The sequence below is a fragment of the Pseudomonas sp. Sample_20 genome (assembly GCF_004307585.1).
GTDB classification, from domain to species: Bacteria; Pseudomonadota; Gammaproteobacteria; order Pseudomonadales; family Pseudomonadaceae; genus Aquipseudomonas; species Aquipseudomonas atacamensis.
The window spans coordinates 60545-77742 of sequence record NZ_RCOA01000140.1; the positions used below are offsets into that span (position 1 = coordinate 60545).

Genomic DNA, 17198 nt, shown 5'->3' on the forward strand with positions numbered 1-17198 from the left:
CGGACAGTGAATAGCGGGCGCGTGCCCGGGGCACCAAGCTGCATCGGTTCCGCTATCTAATCGCTATCAAGACGCCCTCTTTTCGCCCCACACTTTTGAAAAAAAGCGCTAAGCCTCTGATGAATAAAGCAATTTCAGATCTGTCCTCCCACACCCCAATGATGCAGCAATACTGGCGCCTGAAGAACCAGCATCCGGACCAGCTGATGTTCTATCGCATGGGCGATTTCTACGAAATCTTCTACGAAGATGCGAAGAAAGCCGCCAAGTTGCTGGACATCACCTTGACCGCGCGCGGGCAGTCGGCGGGTCAGGCGATTCCGATGTGTGGGATTCCTTACCACGCCGCGGAAGGTTATCTGGCGAAGCTGGTCAAGCTCGGCGAGTCGGTGGTGATCTGCGAGCAGGTCGGCGACCCGGCCACCAGCAAAGGCCCGGTGGAGCGCCAGGTCGTACGGATCATCACGCCGGGGACAGTCAGTGACGAGGCGCTGCTGGACGAACGCCGCGATAATCTGATCGCAGCGGTATTGGGCGACGAGCGTCTGTTCGGTCTGGCGGTGCTGGACATCACCAGCGGCAACTTTACCGTGCTTGAGATCAAAGGCTGGGAAAACCTGCTCGCGGAACTGGAGCGGGTCAACCCGGTGGAACTGTTGATTCCCGATGACTGGCCAAAAGACCTGCCGGCGGAAAAACGCCGTGGCGTACGTCGTCGTGCGCCGTGGGATTTCGAGCGTGATTCGGCGCTGAAAAGTCTCTGCCAGCAGTTTTCCACCCAAGACCTGAAAGGCTTCGGCTGCGAAAACCTGACCCTGGCCATCGGCGCTGCCGGCTGCCTGCTGGCCTACGCCAAAGAGACCCAGCGCACCGCCCTGCCCCACTTGCGCAGCCTGCGTCACGAACGTCTCGATGACACCGTAGTGCTCGACGGCGCCAGCCGACGCAATCTGGAGCTCGACACCAACCTGGCCGGTGGCCGCGACAATACCCTGCAATCGGTAGTCGATCGTTGCCAGACCGCCATGGGCAGTCGCTTGCTCACTCGTTGGTTGAATCGACCGTTGCGCGATCTCACAGTGCTGCTCGCCCGCCAGACGTCGATCCGCTGCCTGCTCGACGGCTACCGTTTTGAAAAGCTGCAACCGCAGCTCAAGGAAATCGGCGACATCGAGCGGATCCTGGCGCGAATCGGCCTGCGCAATGCGCGACCACGTGACCTTGCGCGTCTGCGTGACGCTCTCGGCGCACTGCCCGAACTGCAAGTGGCGATGACCGAGCTGGAAGCGCCGCACCTGCAGCATCTGGCGGCCACCACCAGCACCTATCCAGAACTGGCGGCGCTGCTGGCCAAAGCCATCATCGATAACCCGCCTGCGGTGATCCGTGACGGCGGCGTGCTGAAAACCGGTTACGACAGTGAACTCGACGAACTGCAATCGCTGAGCGAAAACGCCGGCCAGTTCCTCATCGATCTCGAAGCCCGGGAGAAGGCCCGTACTGGTCTGGCCAATCTAAAAGTTGGCTACAACCGTATCCACGGCTATTTCATCGAACTGCCGAGCAAGCAGGCTGAATCGGCGCCGGCCGACTACATCCGCCGGCAGACGCTCAAAGGCGCCGAGCGTTTCATCACGCCCGAGCTGAAAGAATTCGAAGACAAGGCGCTGTCGGCCAAGAGTCGCGCGCTGGCTCGGGAAAAAATGCTTTACGAAGCGCTGCTCGAAGACTTGATCAGCCAGTTGCCGCCGTTGCAGGACACCGCCGGCGCCTTGGCCGAGCTGGATGTGCTGAGCAACCTCGCCGAGCGTGCCTTGAACCTCGACCTTAACTGCCCGCGTTTCGTCAGCGAGCCGTGCATGCGCATCATCCAGGGTCGTCACCCGGTGGTTGAGCAGGTGCTGACCACGCCGTTCGTGGCCAACGACCTGAGCCTGGATGACAATACGCGCATGCTGGTCATCACCGGCCCGAACATGGGCGGTAAATCCACTTACATGCGGCAAACCGCTTTGATCGTGTTGCTGGCGCATATCGGCAGTTTCGTGCCGGCCGCCAGTTGCGAGTTGTCGCTGGTCGACCGCATCTTCACCCGTATCGGTTCGAGCGATGATCTGGCCGGCGGTCGCTCGACCTTCATGGTCGAGATGAGCGAAACCGCCAACATCCTGCATAACGCCACCGAGCGCAGTCTGGTCCTGATGGACGAAGTCGGGCGCGGTACCAGCACCTTCGACGGTCTGTCGCTGGCGTGGGCGGCGGCCGAGCGCTTGGCTCATCTGCGCGCCTACACCCTGTTTGCTACGCACTATTTTGAACTGACCGTGCTACCGGAAGCCGAACCTCTGGTAGCTAACGTGCATCTCAATGCCACCGAGCACAACGAACGAATCGTGTTCCTGCACCATGTTCTGCCTGGGCCTGCCAGTCAGAGCTATGGCTTGGCAGTCGCACAACTGGCGGGTGTGCCGAGCGAAGTGATCTTGCGCGCGCGCGAGCATCTGAGCCGTCTGGAAGACACCGCCCTGCCCCACGAAGCGCCGAAATCGGCAGCCAAGGGCAAGCCGTCGACACCGCAGCAAAGCGACATGTTCGCCTCGCTGCCACATCCGGTACTCGACGAATTGGCGAAAGTGGATCTGGACGACATGACGCCACGGCGTGCGCTGGAAATGCTCTATGCACTGAAGAACCGGATATAAGCACTGAAGAAGCGGATATAACGCAAATCGCTTCAAGCTGTTAGAATCTCGCGCGGTTCGGGATGCTGCTGGCTCATAGCCTGGTCAGCAGGTATCGCTCCCGAACCTGGCGACCCCAACCGTGAAGGGGCAACGCTGCCGCCGCCTGAGGAGAAAATTAGAAATGACCTTCGTCGTCACCGACAACTGCATCAAGTGCAAGTACACCGACTGCGTAGAAGTCTGTCCGGTGGACTGCTTTTACGAAGGCCCGAACTTCCTGGTGATTCACCCGGATGAGTGCATCGACTGCGCGCTGTGTGAACCAGAATGCCCGGCTGTGGCGATCTTCTCGGAAGATGAAATCCCGGCTGGCATGGAGAACTTCATCGAGCTCAATGCCGAGCTGGCGGATATCTGGCCGAACATCACCGAGAAAAAAGAATCGCTGCCGGATGCCGAAGAGTGGGATGGTGTCGAAGGCAAGATCAAACAACTCGAACGCTGATCTACCCCGCGCTCGACTGAAAGGCCCCTTGTGGGCCTTTTTGCTTTTGCAGGTTTTACTTTTCTGCAGACGAAAAAAGGGGCGGTATGACCCGCCCACATTTTTTCCCTATTCCCTGTAGTCCTTTTCATCGTCCTGATGAATCGCCTCCTGCGATGTCCGTTCCCCTCTTCCATGAAGGGCGTGTCTGTCCGTCGACACAGCCCTGATATTAGAGAGTTTCCGCAGCGGAGCAATCAGGCTCAGTCGCAGGTCTGCGCTGACATAAAGACATAACAATCAAAAAATATGTAGCTGAATCAGCAAGTTACCGTTTAGCATTGATCGCAATCGCCTTCTGCCGAAGTGTAAAAATAACGAACACTTACGACACAGTAAGCAAAGGCTTACAGTGCGAGACTACAAATTCAGAAATTGACGACCGCTCGTCTGGCACCCCGCCTTGCCAGACGCGATACACGAGACAGGCATAAACAAAAAGCCCCGACTGATTGAATCAGCCGGGGCTTTTTGCGGGCGGTCGATCAGGCGCTTATTGGAACAGCGACTCGCTCGACAGGCCATTCTTCTCCAGGATCTCGCGAAGGCGCTTGAGGCCTTCCACCTGGATCTGCCGCACCCGTTCGCGGGTCAGACCGATCTCCAGGCCGACATCTTCCAGCGTGCTGCTTTCGTGACCGCGCAGGCCGAAGCGGCGAATCACCACCTCGCGCTGCTTGTCGGTCAGTTCCGACAGCCATTGATCGATGCTCTGCGACAGGTCATCGTCCTGCAGCAGTTCGCACGGATCGGTGGGACGATCGTCAGTGAGGGTGTCCAGCAGGGTTTTATCCGAATCCGGACCCAGCGAGACGTCGACCGAAGAAACCCGTTCGTTCAGGCCGAGCATGCGCTTGACCTCGCCCACCGGTTTTTCCAGCAGGTTGGCGATTTCTTCGGGTGAAGGTTCGTGGTCGAGTTTTTGCGTCAGCTCCCGTGCGGCCCGCAGGTACACGTTGAGCTCCTTGACCACGTGAATCGGCAACCGGATGGTCCGGGTCTGATTCATGATCGCGCGTTCGATGGTCTGACGGATCCACCAGGTCGCGTAGGTCGAGAAGCGGAAGCCGCGCTCGGGATCGAACTTTTCCACCGCGCGGATCAATCCGAGGTTGCCCTCTTCGATCAGATCCAGCAGCGACAGCCCCCGATTGACGTAACGCCGGGCGATCTTGACCACCAGCCGCAGGTTACTTTCGATCATGCGCTTGCGCCCGGCCGGATCGCCACTTTGCGACAAGCGCGCAAAATGAACTTCTTCTTCCGGGGAGAGCAGAGGGGAAAAGCCGATTTCGTTGAGATACAGCTGCGTGGCATCAAGTGCCCGAGTGTAGTCGATGTATTTATGTTGTTTGAGTGTGGCGGAGTGTCTGGATTTGGAACGAACGGAAGGTGGAGCAGCCCCTTCATCATTCAACATCGAATCCGAATCGATGCCGGTCTCCATAAGGAGAACCTCATCGTCGATGTCAAACTCCGGCACTTCTTTACTGAGAGCCATTGTTATAGTCCTTTGGTGAGTTCGACCCCAAGCTCAAGCGACGCCTTTATCCTTGGCAACGCTGGAGCCTGTCCCCTCTACGCGACGGAACAGGCTGGCCTACAAATCAACGTCTTGGCAGGAACTGCAGCGGATCCACAGGTTTACCTTGGCGGCGAATCTCAAAATGCAGTTTCACCCGGTCTGTACCCGTTGACCCCATTTCGGCAATTGTCTGTCCGACCTTGACCTGCTGCCCCTCCCGAACCAACAGCCTGCGGTTATGTCCGTAAGCACTGACGTAGGTTTCGCTGTGTTTGATGATGACCAATTCGCCGTAGCCCCTTAAGCCACTCCCGGCGTATACGACCGTCCCATCAGACGCAGCTAAAACAGGCTGTCCCAAATCTCCGGCGATATCAATTCCTTTATTCAAACTACCGTTTGAAGAGAATTTTCCAATCAGAACGCCATTAGATGGCCATCCCCAGCCGGTCGGGGCCGGGCCTGCCGGAGGCAGTGGAGCGGGTGCAGGTTTGCTCGCGACGGACGGTACAACCCCTTTGGAACCAGTGGTTGTAGTGGTTGTGGTGCCATTCGCCTGGCGCCGGATTACCGTGGTTTTACTCGACGAAGAAGGTGAAGAACTGGAGTTGCTCACCACCGCTGTCGGCGTTGAACCGCTGCGCCCGTCGAAGCGAATTGTCTGACCCGGATGGATCGTATACGGCGTAGGAATATTGTTCCGGGCGGCAAGGGTTTTGTAGTCCCAGCCGTAACGAAAGGCGATCGAAAACAAGGTATCGCCGGGGCGGACTACATATTGTCCGGTAGTAACGGTCGGACGTTGCGCGACCGAATTATTGCGATCGACAACCCGTACGTTGCTCGATTTGGTGCTGGAGCAACCGACCAGCAAGGTGCTCAAGACAAGGCCAGTCACCAGGCGCTGAAAGCTCGTGTTACCCATACGCTGCGCAATGACTGTGAGACTCACCCGCCGCTCCCTTTGTGGTGGCTGAAAATTCTGAATGCCGCACTGCGGCATGAAGTGTCGCAAGTATAACGGGCCGAAACGGCTTTACCTTTAATGACGCGAAATCACCGGACGCACACGTTTGCCAGGGGCAAGTACGCTGCGTTTAAACTTTGGCTGCCGGTGTAAGACCGGCGCCGTTGAAAGGAATTCAGCGACTGTTTGCAAATGCTCAGGCCAGTGGCCCATTGAGCAAAGGCACGAAACGCACAGCGCCCAGAACGTGTCGGGAAAAGCCATGTTCTTCGCGCACGATCAGCATCAGTTGTTGCACTTCACCGGAGCCGACCGGAATCACCATGCGCCCACCAGGGGCCAGTTGATCCAGCAAAGCTTGCGGTACATCGGTGGCCACGGCGGTGACGATGATGCCGTTGTAGGGCGCCAGCGCCGGCCAGCCTTCCCAGCCATCGCCCCAGCGAAACACCACGTTGCGCAGGTTCAGCTCGACCAGACGCTCCTTGGCGCGATCCTGCAGCACCTTGATACGTTCGACGGAAAACACCCGCTCCACCAGTTGCGACAACACTGCCGTCTGGTAGCCGGAACCGGTGCCGATCTCCAACACTTTATCCAGAGGGCCGGCCTCCAGCAGCAGCTCGCTCATGCGCGCCACCATATAAGGCTGGGAGATGGTCTGGTTGTTGCCGATCGGCAGCGCGGTGTCTTCATAAGCGCGATGCGCCAGCGCCTCGTCGACAAACAGATGACGCGGCGTGCGACGGATCACTTCCAGGACTTTGGCGTTCGACACGCCTTCTTCATACAGCCGCTGGATCAGTCGCTCGCGCGTACGCTGGGAGGTCATGCCAATGCCGCTGCGCAGGCGGTCGTCATGTTCACGCATCAGCTCAGCCCCCCCAGCCAGCCATCAAGACTTCTGAAGGCATCATTGAAAGTGCGATCGAGCTGCAACGGTGTGATGGACACATAACCCTGCATCACGGCATGAAAATCGGTGCCCGGGCCGCCATCCTCAGCGTCACCGGCGGCGGCGATCCAGTAACCGGCCTTGCCGCGCGGATCGACCACTTTCATCGGCGCCGCCGCGCGGGCGCGATGGCCGAGACGGGTCAACTGAATGCCACGTATGTGATCGATAGGCAGATTGGGAATGTTCACGTTGAGTACCGTGCGCGGTGGCAGATCGAGCCCGGCGTGGGCCTCGACCAGTTTGCGCGCAAAGTAGGCCGCAGTCGGCAGGTTATCCACCTGACGCGAGACCAGTGAAAAGGCAAACGATGGGCGCTCGAGAAATCGTCCTTCAAGGGCTGCCGCCACGGTTCCGGAATACAGCACGTCGTCACCGAGGTTGGCGCCCAGGTTGATGCCGGAAACCACCATGTCCGCCTCGCGCTCAAGCAAGCCGTTGAGGCCCAGGTGAATGCAATCGGTCGGTGTGCCGTTGAGGCTGATAAAGCCGTTGGCCAGGTATTGCGGGTGCAACGGACGGTCGAGCGTCAGCGAACTGCTGGCGCCGCTTTTGTCCTGCTCCGGGGCGATAACCACGCATTCGGTGTAATCCGCCAGCGCAGCATAAAGCGCGGCGAGACCGGGCGCGGTTACCCCATCGTCGTTAGAAATCAGAATACGCATGGGCTGTCCGTCTGCCCCACCGGCACCAGATCAACGAGCTCGCGCACCAATACAGTGGCAAAGCATCCGGCCGGGAGGACGAATTCCAGTTGCAGAATGTCAGGTTGGGGATAATGCCACGTCAACCCGCCAATGGGCAGCCGCAGGATGCGACGTTCATGGCTCATGCCGGCGTGGATCAACCAGTCGCGCAGATCCGCTTCGCGGGCGGCGATCCCCTGCTCCAGTTCATGGACAGCACCAGCAGCCGGCGAGTCACCTTCGCCCCACTGCGGACCGGTCGGGTGCAGGTCGAGAATTGCCAGACGCGGGTCGCTGCATTCGGCTTCACCGGCCGGGAAAAAACTGCGGCTGTCAGTAAATGCCAGCAAATCGCCAACCAGCGCGGTGTTCCAGGTGCCGCCGGCGACGCGCGCCGCCAGCACCTGGTTGAACAGAAAGCTGCGCGCCGTCGACAGTAACCGCGATCGCACATTACGCTGTTCCGGCAAAGCCTTGCGCGCCGCCCACGCCCGCGCATCGACAACGTTGCCGCCATCATGGCCGAAGCGCTGAGCGCCGAAATAATTGGGGATGCCTTGTTTGGCGATCAGTTGCAGCCGCTGCTCAATCGCGTCTTTGTCGCCATTGAATTGAGTCAGGCGCAGGGTGAAGCCATTAGCCGAATGCGCACCACGTTGCAGCTTGCGCTTGTGGCGCGTGGTCTTGAGGATCTTCAGCGTGTCGTTTTCCGCCGCCGACAGATCCGGATCGGCCTTGCCCGGCAGTTGCACGCTGAACCACTGTCGGGTCAGGGCCTGACGATCTTTGAGGCCGGCATAGCTGACGGTGCGCAACGGCACGCCGGCTGCCTTGGCGATCCGCCGTGCCGCTTCTTCGGTATTGAGGCCGCGCTTTTCCACCCAGATCCACAGATGTTCGCCGTCACCGCTGAACGGGATATCCAGCACTTCATCGACCTGAAAATCTTCGGCGATGGCTTTCAGTACCGCTGTGCCGAGGGGTTCGCCATAGGCCCGCGGGCCGAGTAATTGCAGTTCATTCATGCGCGCAGCAACAAGGCAACGGAGTGCACGGCGATGCCTTCTTCGCGACCGACAAAGCCAAGCTTTTCGGTGGTGGTAGCTTTGACGTTCACTTGATCCAACTCAACTTGAAGATCCGCCGCGATCAGCGCGCGCATCGATTCGATATGCGGCGCCATTTTTGGCGCCTGGGCAACGATGGTGTTGTCGACGTTGCCGACCTTCCAGCCCTTGGCGTGGATCAGACTGACCACATGACGCAACAGCACACGGCTGTCGGCGCCCTTGAATTGCGGATCGGTGTCCGGGAAGTGTTTGCCGATATCACCCAGCGCCGCCGCGCCGAGCAAGGCATCGCTCAAGGCGTGCAGCAGGACGTCACCGTCGGAATGAGCGAGCAGCCCGAAGCCGTGTGCAATCTGCACGCCGCCCAGAGTAATGAAATCGCCTTCAGCGAAACGGTGCACATCGTAGCCGTGGCCAATACGCATAAAAAAACGCCCCGATTTTTGTCAGGGCGTGATTCTACCTGCATTAACCGCGCAGAGCGCGTGCGTGATGCTGCAAGTGGTCGTCAATGAAGCTTGAGATGAAGAAATAGCTGTGGTCGTAGCCCGGTTGCAGGCGCAGCTCCAGCGGATGCCCCGCTTGTTTTGCTGCGTGTTGCAAGGCCTCGGGTTTCAATTGCGTGGCGAGGAAATCGTCACGATCACCTTGATCGACCAGCAACGGTAATTTCTCCGGCGCATCGGCGATCAGCACACAGGCGTCCCACTCCTTCCACTTCGAACGGTCTTCGCCCAAATAGTTGGAAAAGGCCTTCTGACCCCACGGGCAATCGATCGGATGGGTGATCGGCGAAAAGGCCGAAACCGATTTATACCGCCCAGGATTGCGCAAAGCACAGACCAAAGCACCGTGGCCGCCCATCGAGTGGCCGCTGATGCTGCGCTTGTCGGAAGCGGGGAAATGCGCTTCGACCAGAGCAGGCAATTCCTGCACGACATAGTCATGCATCTGATAGTGCCGCGCCCACGGCTCCTGCGTGGCGTTCAGATAAAACCCGGCGCCGAGACCGAAATCCCAAGCCTTGTCTGCATCGTCCGGAACATCCGGACCGCGTGGGCTGGTATCCGGGGCGACGATGATCAAACCAAGCTCGGCGGCCATGCGCATCGCACCGGCCTTCTGCATGAAATTCTCATCGGTGCAGGTCAGCCCGGACAACCAGTACAGCACTGGCAGCTTGCCGCCCTGCTCCGCTTGCGGCGGCAGGTACACGGCGAAGACCATGTCGCAATCAAGCACTTCGGAGCGATGGCGATAACGCTTGTGCCAGCCACCGAAACTCTTCTGACAGGAAATGTTTTCCAGATTCAAGGGATTCTCCCTAGCTGTAAGCTGCAAGCCGCAAGCTTCAAGAAAAAGCACGAACGCCTTTACTTGCAGCTTGAAGCTTGCAGCTCGGGGCTGCTGTTAGAAATGAATGACGGTGCGGATGCTCTTGCCTTCGTGCATCAGGTCGAACGCCTTGTTGATATCTTCCAGGCCCATGGTGTGGGTGATGAAGGTATCCAGCGGGATCTCGCCGCTCTGGGCCATGTCGACGTAGCTCGGCAATTCAGTACGGCCACGCACGCCGCCGAACGCCGAACCGCGCCAGACGCGACCGGTGACCAACTGGAACGGACGGGTAGCGATTTCCTGACCGGCACCGGCGACACCGATGATGACCGACTCGCCCCAGCCTTTGTGGCAGCACTCAAGCGCGGCGCGCATCAGTTGCACATTGCCGATGCACTCGAAGGAGAAGTCGACGCCGCCATCGGTCATGTCGACGATCACTTCCTGGATCGGACGATCGTAATCTTTCGGGTTCACGCAATCGGTGGCACCGAGTTGTTTGGCGATTTCGAACTTGGCTGGATTGATGTCGATGGCGATGATGCGCGCAGCCTTGGCTTTCACCGCGCCGATCACGGCCGACAAGCCGATACCGCCGAGACCGAAGATGGCCACGGTGTCACCCGGTTTGACCTTGGCGGTGTTGAGCACGGCGCCGATACCGGTGGTCACGCCGCAACCGAGCAGGCAGACCTTTTCCAGCGGCGCGTCTTTGGAGATCTTCGCTACGGAAATTTCCGGCAGCACGGTGTACTCCGAAAACGTTGATGTGCCCATGTAGTGGAAAATCGTTTCGCCCTTGTAGGAAAAGCGCGAAGTGCCGTCCGGCATCAGGCCCTTGCCTTGGGTGGCGCGAATCGCCTGGCAGAGGTTGGTCTTGCCCGACTTGCAGAATTTGCACTGGCCGCATTCCGGGGTGTACAGCGGAATGACGTGGTCGCCGACGGCAACCGAGGTCACGCCCTCGCCGATCGCTTCAACGATGGCGCCACCCTCGTGGCCGAGGATCGACGGGAAGATGCCTTCCGGGTCTGCGCCGGACAAGGTGTAGGCATCGGTGTGGCACACCCCGGAAGCGACAACGCGCAGCAACACTTCACCAGCCTTCGGCATGGCGACATCGACTTCTACGATTTCCAGCGGCTTCTTGGCCTCGAAGGCAACGGCGGCGCGCGACTTGATCATGCTGACTCTCCAATGAATCCAGTAAATAAAAAAGCAGACAGACAGTGTAGTTCAGCGCGCCCTGAGGAATAATCCGGACGAAAGCAAAACATTATTGCCATACAGGGATAATCCAAGTGTCGGAAAACCGCTGGGAAGGCATCGACGAGTTCGTTGCCGTCGCCGAATGCAACCAATTCACCGCCGCTGCCGAGCGTCTTGGGGTTTCTTCTTCGCACATCAGTCGACAAATCGTACGGCTCGAAGAGCGTTTGCAGACGCGCCTGCTCTACCGCAGCACCCGGCGAGTTACGTTGACCGAAGCCGGGCAGACTTTCCTGCAACATTGTCAGCGCCTGCAGGACGGTCGCGAAGAAGCCTTGCGCGCGGTAGGCGATCTGACCAGCGAACCGAAAGGCATGCTGCGCATGACCTGCGCGGTGGCCTATGGCGAACGCTTTATCGTGCCGCTGGTGACTCGCTTCATGGGGCTGTACCCGCAGCTGCGTATCGATATCGAGCTGAGCAATCGCCAGCTGGATCTGGTGCATGAAGGGCTGGATCTGGCAATTCGTCTGGGTCGGCTACAGGATTCGCGCTTGGTCGCGACACGCCTGGCGCCACGGAGAATGTACCTGTGCGCGTCGCCTTCCTACCTGGAACGGTATGGGCGCCCACACAGCTTGTCGGAATTGAGTAGGCACAATTGCCTGATCGGCAGTTCGGATATCTGGCAACTGGAACAGAACGGGCGGGAATTTTCCCAGCGGGTGCAGGGCAACTGGCGTTGCAACAGTGGGCAGGCGGTGCTGGATGCGGCGCTTCAGGGTGTCGGGTTGTGTCAGTTGCCGGACTATTACGTGCTCGAGCACCTGCACAGCGGCGCGCTGATTTCCTTGCTCGAGGCGCATCAGCCGCCGAATACGGCGGTGTGGGCGCTGTATCCGCAGCAGCGGCATCTGTCGCCGAAGGTGCGTAAGTTGGTGGATTTTTTGAAGGTGGGACTGGCTGAAAGGCCGGAGTACAAGCTTTGAGTTATTGATTGCCCGTGCGACCGCTTTCGCGAGCAGGCTCGCTCCCACAATTGACCGAGGTCGACAGCTGAATGCATTCCCTCTGTGGGAGCGAGGCTGCTCGCGAAGGCAATGGCACAGCGACCCCAAATCTCAGCGGCGGTTAGCCCATCGCTGGCGCAACCACTCCAGATCTTCCGGCCGGGTGACCTTGAGGTTATCCGCCCGCCCTTCGATCAGACGCGGTGCCAGACCGGCCCATTCCATCGCCGAAGCCTCATCGGTTATCACCGCATCCGCAACCAGGCTGTCGGCCAACGCCCGATGCAACGCGCCGAGGCGAAACATCTGCGGCGTATACGCCTGCCAGATCACGCTGCGATCCACCGTTTCAACCACACGTCCGTTGTTATCAACGCGTTTGAGCGTGTCGCGAGCGGGCACCGCCAACAGACCACCGACCGGGTCATCCGCGAGTTCGGCAAGCAACTTGTCGAGATCATCGCGACTCAGATTTGGCCGGGCCGCATCGTGCACCAGCACCCAGTCGTCATCGTCGGCACCTTGCGCATGCAGATGCAGCAAGGCGTTGAGCACCGACGCGGAACGCTCCGCCCCGCCTTCAACCCGCTGAATGCGCGGATCGTTGACGCATGCCAGATTCGGCCAATAGGGATCTTCGACAGCAAGACTGACCACCAGGCCCTTGAGGCTCGGGTGATCGAGGAAACAGCCGAGGCTGTGTTCGAGAATTGTGCGCCCGCCCAGTTGCAGATATTGCTTGGGACGGTCCGCGGCCATTCGGGCACCGACGCCCGCGGCAGGAATCACGGCCCAGAAGGCCGGCAGGGAATCGATCATTGGGCCAGCTGGTAAAGGGTTTCGCCATCCTTGACCATGCCCAGTTCGTGACGAGCCCGCTCTTCAACGGTCTCCATGCCTTTCTTCAGCTCGCTGACTTCAGCGTCCATCACCCGGTTGCGCTCCAGCAGGCCTTCGTTTTCGGCATGTTGCTCGGCGATCTGCTGTTTCAGCTCGGCGACCTGCGCCAGACTGCCATTGCCCACCCACAGGCGGTACTGCAGACCGGCCAGCAGCAAGAGCAAAACAAGAAACAACCAGTAAGGACTGCGCATCGAATATCAGGTATCCAGTGAAAAAAGACAGCCACGCATAATGTTGCAGCATCTGATAGCACGAAGCCTGGAAAGATCCAGGCTTGTGCTTAAGGCATCAGATTAGTGGCAAATCCATCGCTGTCACGACTTTTCCGACACAATCCGGTGTCCTTTGATCAGGTTGCGCTTAACCGCGGAACTCGGCACGGCCGTTGTACTTGGCCTTGCCGTTCAACTGCTCTTCGATACGCAGCAGTTGGTTGTACTTGGAAACGCGGTCGGAGCGGCACAGCGAACCGGTCTTGATCTGGCCAGCCGAGGTGCCCACAGCCAGGTCGGCAATGGTCGAATCTTCGGTTTCGCCGGAGCGGTGCGAGATCACGGCGGTGTAACCGGCAGCCTTGGCCATCTGGATGGCTTCCAGGGTTTCGGTCAGGGTGCCGATCTGGTTGAACTTGATCAGGATCGAGTTGGCGATCTTTTTATCGATGCCTTCTTTGAGGATCTTGGTATTGGTCACGAACAGGTCGTCGCCCACCAGCTGGGTCTTCTCGCCGATCTTGTCGGTGAGGATTTTCCAGCCAGCCCAGTCGGATTCGTCCAGACCGTCTTCGATGGAGATGATCGGGTAACGCTCGGTCAGGCCTTTGAGGTAGTCGGCGAAACCTTCAGCAGTGAACACCTGGCCTTCACCGGACAGGTTGTACTTGCCGTCTTCGTAGAACTCGCTCGCGGCGCAGTCCAGTGCCAGGGTCACGTCGGTGCCCAGCTTGTAACCGGCGTTGGCCACAGCTTCGGAGATCACTTTCAGCGCGTCTTCGTTGGACGCCAGGTTCGGTGCGAAACCGCCTTCGTCGCCAACGGCGGTGCTCAGGCCACGGGCCTTCAGCACGGCTTTCAAGTGATGGAAAATCTCGGTGCCCATGCGCAGACCTTCCGAGAAAGACTTGGCGCCAACTGGCTGGACCATGAATTCCTGGATGTCGACGTTGTTATCGGCGTGCTCGCCACCGTTGATGATGTTCATCATCGGGACCGGCATCGAGTACACACCCGGGGTGCCGTTGAGGTTGGCGATGTGTGCGTACAGCGGCAGATCCTGATCCTGCGCAGCTGCCTTGGCCGCAGCCAGCGACACGGCGAGGATGGCGTTGGCGCCCAGGGTCGCCTTGTTTTCGGTACCGTCGAGCTTGATCATCGCCTGGTCAAGGGCTTTCTGGTCGCTCGGGTCGGTGCCCAGCAGCAGATCGCGGATCGGACCGTTGATGTTGGCTACCGCCTTGAGCACGCCCTTGCCCAGGTAACGGCTCTTGTCGCCATCACGCAGCTCGAGCGCTTCGCGCGAGCCAGTGGATGCACCGGACGGCGCGCAGGCGCTGCCGATGATGCCGTTGTCAAGAAGCACGTCCGCTTCCACGGTGGGATTGCCACGGGAGTCGAGAACTTCACGACCTTTGATGTCGACGATTTTTGCCATTGTTGTAAACACTCCAAAGTTGACGAAAACGACGCAGCTAGAGGAAATCTTTATCGTCGGCAAGCGAAGTACAGCGGGCAGACTTGCAGACGACAGCGCTCACGCCCGAGGGCATGAGCGACAAATCGTGCGGTACTTTACCGGAGAATCGAGCGTTACGCGGTTTCTACCGTCGGAAAACTCTTCACCAGTTCGTCCAGAGCTTTGAGCTGGGCCAGGAATGGCTCCAGTTTGTCCAGACGCAAGGCACAAGGGCCGTCGCATTTGGCGTTGTCCGGATCCGGATGCGCTTCGAGGAACAGACCCGCCAGCGACTGGCTCATGCCGGCCTTGGCCAGATCCAGAACCTGGGCACGGCGACCGCCGGCGGAGTCGGCACGACCGCCAGGCATTTGCAGCGAGTGGGTCACGTCGAAGAACACCGGGTATTCGAACTGCTTCATGATGCCGAAGCCGAGCATGTCGACCACGAGGTTGTTGTAGCCGAAGCTCGAACCACGCTCGCAGAGAATCAACTGATCGTTACCGGCTTCCACGCACTTGTTCAGGATGTGTTTCATTTCCTGAGGCGCGAGGAACTGGGCTTTCTTGATATTGATCACTGCATTGGTCTTGGCCATCGCGACAACCAGATCGGTCTGGCGCGACAGGAAGGCCGGCAACTGGATGATGTCGCAGACTTCAGCGACGACCGCAGCCTGATCCGGCTCGTGGACGTCGGTGATGATCGGCACGCCGAACGCTTGCTTGATGTCCTGGAAGATGCGCATGCCCTCTTCCAGGCCAGGACCGCGATACGAGGTCACAGAAGAACGGTTGGCCTTGTCGAAGCTGGCCTTGAACACGTAAGGGATACCGAGTTTCTCGGTGACCTTCACGTACTCTTCGCAAACCTGCATGGCCATGTCACGGCTTTCCAGCACGTTCATGCCGCCGAACAGCACCATGGGTTTGTCGTTGGCAATCTCGATGTCGCCGACGCGGATGATCTTCTGTGCCATCGGGTTACGCCTTCTTCTGGTGTTGAGCCAACGCGGCTTTGACGAAACCGCTGAACAGCGGATGACCGTCGCGTGGGGTCGAGGTGAACTCAGGGTGGAACTGGCAAGCGACGAACCAAGGATGATCCGGCGCTTCAACCACTTCGACCAGCGCAGCATCGGCGGAACGACCGGAGATTTTCAGGCCGGCTTCGATGATCTGCGGCAGCAGGTTGTTGTTCACTTCGTAACGGTGACGGTGACGCTCGACGATCACGTCCTTGCCGTAGCAATCATGGACTTTGGAACCCGGCTCGAGCAGGCAATCCTGTGCGCCGAGGCGCATGGTGCCGCCCAGATCGGACGCTTCGGTACGCACTTCGACAGCGCCGGTGGCGTCTTCCCACTCGGTGATCAGACCGACAACCGGATGGCCGCTGGCACGATCGAACTCGGTGGAGTTGGCGTCTTTCCAGCCCAGTACGTTACGGGCGAACTCGATGACCGCCACTTGCATGCCCAGGCAGATACCGAGGTATGGAACCTTGTTTTCGCGAGCGTACTGAACGGCAGTGATCTTGCCTTCCACGCCACGCAGACCGAAGCCGCCCGGCACCAGAATCGCGTCGACACCTTCGAGCAACGCAGTGCCCTGGTTCTCGATGTCTTCGGAATCGATGTAGCGCAGGTTGACCTTGGTGCGGTTGCTGATACCGGCATGGCTCATCGCTTCGATCAGCGACTTGTACGCGTCGAGCAGTTCCATGTACTTGCCGACCATGGCGATGGTCACTTCGTGTTCCGGGTTCAGCTTGGCATCGACCACTGCGTCCCACTCGGACAGGTCGGCGCTGCCGCATTGCAAGCCGAAACGCTCAACGACGAAATCGTCCAGACCCTGCGAATGCAGGATGCCCGGGATCTTGTAGATGGTATCGGCGTCTTCCAGCGCGATTACCGCACGCTCTTCAACGTTGGTGAATTGCGCGATCTTGCGACGCGAGGACACGTCGATCGGGTGATCGGAGCGGCACACCAGCACGTCTGGCTGCAGACCGATCGAACGCAGTTCCTTGACGGAGTGCTGGGTCGGTTTGGTCTTGGTTTCGCCAGCAGTGGCGATGTACGGCACCAGCGTCAGGTGCATCAGCATCGCGCGCTTGGCGCCGACTTCGAAACGCAACTGGCGGATGGCTTCGAGGAATGGTTGCGACTCGATGTCACCGACGGTGCCACCGATTTCAACCATCGCCACGTCAGCGTCACCGGCACCTTTGATGATGCGGCGCTTGATTTCGTCGGTGATGTGCGGGATCACCTGGATGGTTGCACCCAGGTAGTCGCCACGGCGCTCTTTGCGCAGCACGTGCTCGTAGACACGGCCGGTGGTGAAGTTGTTGTTCTGGGTCATGGTCGTGCGGATGAACCGCTCGTAGTGCCCCAGATCCAGGTCGGTCTCGGCGCCGTCGTGGGTGACGAACACTTCACCGTGCTGGAACGGACTCATGGTGCCTGGATCGACGTTGATGTACGGATCCAGCTTCAGCATGGTGACCTTAAGCCCCCGCGCCTCCAGGATAGCCGCCAATGAAGCCGAGGCAATGCCTTTCCCCAATGAAGAAACAACACCGCCCGTGACGAATATGTAGCGCGTCATGAAAAACCCTAGAAGTCTGC

General features: G+C 59.2%; 16 protein-coding genes. 3 read left to right on the plus strand and 13 right to left on the minus strand.

The features are described 5' to 3' along the window. The first annotated feature begins 131 nt into the window (after positions 1-131). Both mutS and fdxA read left to right on the plus strand, forming a co-directional pair. Positions 132-2702 (plus strand): DNA mismatch repair protein MutS, encoded by a 2571-nt coding sequence (gene mutS / locus D8U70_RS27415; RefSeq protein ID WP_177434011.1) that lies wholly within the window; start codon positions 132-134, stop codon positions 2700-2702. Between the two features lie 163 nt (positions 2703-2865). After that, positions 2866-3189, plus strand: a complete 324-nt coding sequence (gene fdxA, locus D8U70_RS27420) for a ferredoxin FdxA (RefSeq protein WP_125918009.1) — start codon at positions 2866-2868, stop codon at positions 3187-3189. Positions 3190-3721: 532 nt separating this feature from the next. On the opposite strand, the gene rpoS is transcribed toward fdxA, so the two are convergent. The 8 genes from rpoS to D8U70_RS27460 form a co-directional block, all read right to left on the minus strand. After that, on the minus strand, positions 3722-4729 hold the full coding sequence (gene rpoS / locus D8U70_RS27425) for an RNA polymerase sigma factor RpoS (RefSeq protein WP_016771451.1): 1008 nt from the start codon (positions 4727-4729) through the stop codon (positions 3722-3724). Positions 4730-4835: 106 nt separating this feature from the next. After that, a complete protein-coding gene (locus D8U70_RS27430; RefSeq protein WP_016771452.1) occupies positions 4836-5705 on the minus strand; it encodes a peptidoglycan DD-metalloendopeptidase family protein in 870 nt (289 codons plus the stop codon). A gap of 211 nt (positions 5706-5916) precedes the next feature. Further along, on the minus strand, positions 5917-6552 hold the full coding sequence (locus D8U70_RS27435; protein WP_160768345.1) for a protein-L-isoaspartate(D-aspartate) O-methyltransferase: 636 nt from the start codon (positions 6550-6552) through the stop codon (positions 5917-5919). Positions 6553-6590: 38 nt separating this feature from the next. Continuing rightward, positions 6591-7340, minus strand: coding sequence for a 5'/3'-nucleotidase SurE (gene surE, locus D8U70_RS27440; RefSeq protein ID WP_024011837.1), 750 nt, complete (start codon positions 7338-7340; stop codon positions 6591-6593). Beyond that, positions 7328-8386: a tRNA pseudouridine(13) synthase TruD gene (gene truD / locus D8U70_RS27445; protein ID WP_130930195.1), complete on the minus strand. Its 1059-nt coding sequence runs from the start codon at positions 8384-8386 to the stop codon at positions 7328-7330. The genes surE and truD overlap by 13 nt, the downstream gene beginning before the upstream one ends. After that, positions 8383-8856 carry a 2-C-methyl-D-erythritol 2,4-cyclodiphosphate synthase gene (gene ispF / locus D8U70_RS27450; protein WP_039762489.1) on the minus strand — a complete coding sequence of 158 codons (474 nt, stop codon included), beginning with the start codon at positions 8854-8856 and terminating at the stop codon, positions 8383-8385. Before ispF ends, truD begins: the two co-directional genes overlap by 4 nt. Before the next feature lie 43 nt (positions 8857-8899). Beyond that, complete coding sequence (gene fghA / locus D8U70_RS27455; protein ID WP_130930196.1) at positions 8900-9745, minus strand: S-formylglutathione hydrolase; 846 nt, start codon at positions 9743-9745, stop codon at positions 8900-8902. 96 nt (positions 9746-9841) lie between these two features. Beyond that, a complete protein-coding gene (locus D8U70_RS27460) occupies positions 9842-10954 on the minus strand; it encodes an S-(hydroxymethyl)glutathione dehydrogenase/class III alcohol dehydrogenase (RefSeq protein ID WP_110600129.1) in 1113 nt (370 codons plus the stop codon). Between the two features lie 116 nt (positions 10955-11070). On the opposite strand from D8U70_RS27460, the gene D8U70_RS27465 reads away from it, so the two are divergent. Continuing rightward, complete coding sequence (locus D8U70_RS27465; RefSeq protein WP_130930197.1) at positions 11071-11967, plus strand: LysR substrate-binding domain-containing protein; 897 nt, start codon at positions 11071-11073, stop codon at positions 11965-11967. Positions 11968-12099: 132 nt separating this feature from the next. Here the strand turns inward: D8U70_RS27465 and ispD are convergent, their stop codons facing one another. From ispD to D8U70_RS27490, 5 genes are all read right to left on the minus strand, one after another. Further along, entirely contained in the window at positions 12100-12807 is a 708-nt protein-coding gene (gene ispD, locus D8U70_RS27470) for a 2-C-methyl-D-erythritol 4-phosphate cytidylyltransferase (protein WP_130930198.1), read from the minus strand. Then, positions 12804-13082, minus strand: coding sequence for a cell division protein FtsB (ftsB, locus tag D8U70_RS27475; RefSeq protein ID WP_016771460.1), 279 nt, complete (start codon positions 13080-13082; stop codon positions 12804-12806). Before ftsB ends, ispD begins: the two co-directional genes overlap by 4 nt. Before the next feature lie 169 nt (positions 13083-13251). Further along, entirely contained in the window at positions 13252-14541 is a 1290-nt protein-coding gene (gene eno / locus D8U70_RS27480; RefSeq protein WP_041478121.1) for a phosphopyruvate hydratase, read from the minus strand. A 155-nt stretch (positions 14542-14696) separates the two neighbouring features. Next, a complete protein-coding gene (kdsA, locus tag D8U70_RS27485) occupies positions 14697-15542 on the minus strand; it encodes a 3-deoxy-8-phosphooctulonate synthase (RefSeq protein ID WP_073476037.1) in 846 nt (281 codons plus the stop codon). 4 nt (positions 15543-15546) lie between these two features. Then, positions 15547-17178, minus strand: a complete 1632-nt coding sequence (locus tag D8U70_RS27490; RefSeq protein WP_016771462.1) for a CTP synthase — start codon at positions 17176-17178, stop codon at positions 15547-15549. Positions 17179-17198 lie beyond the last annotated feature (20 nt).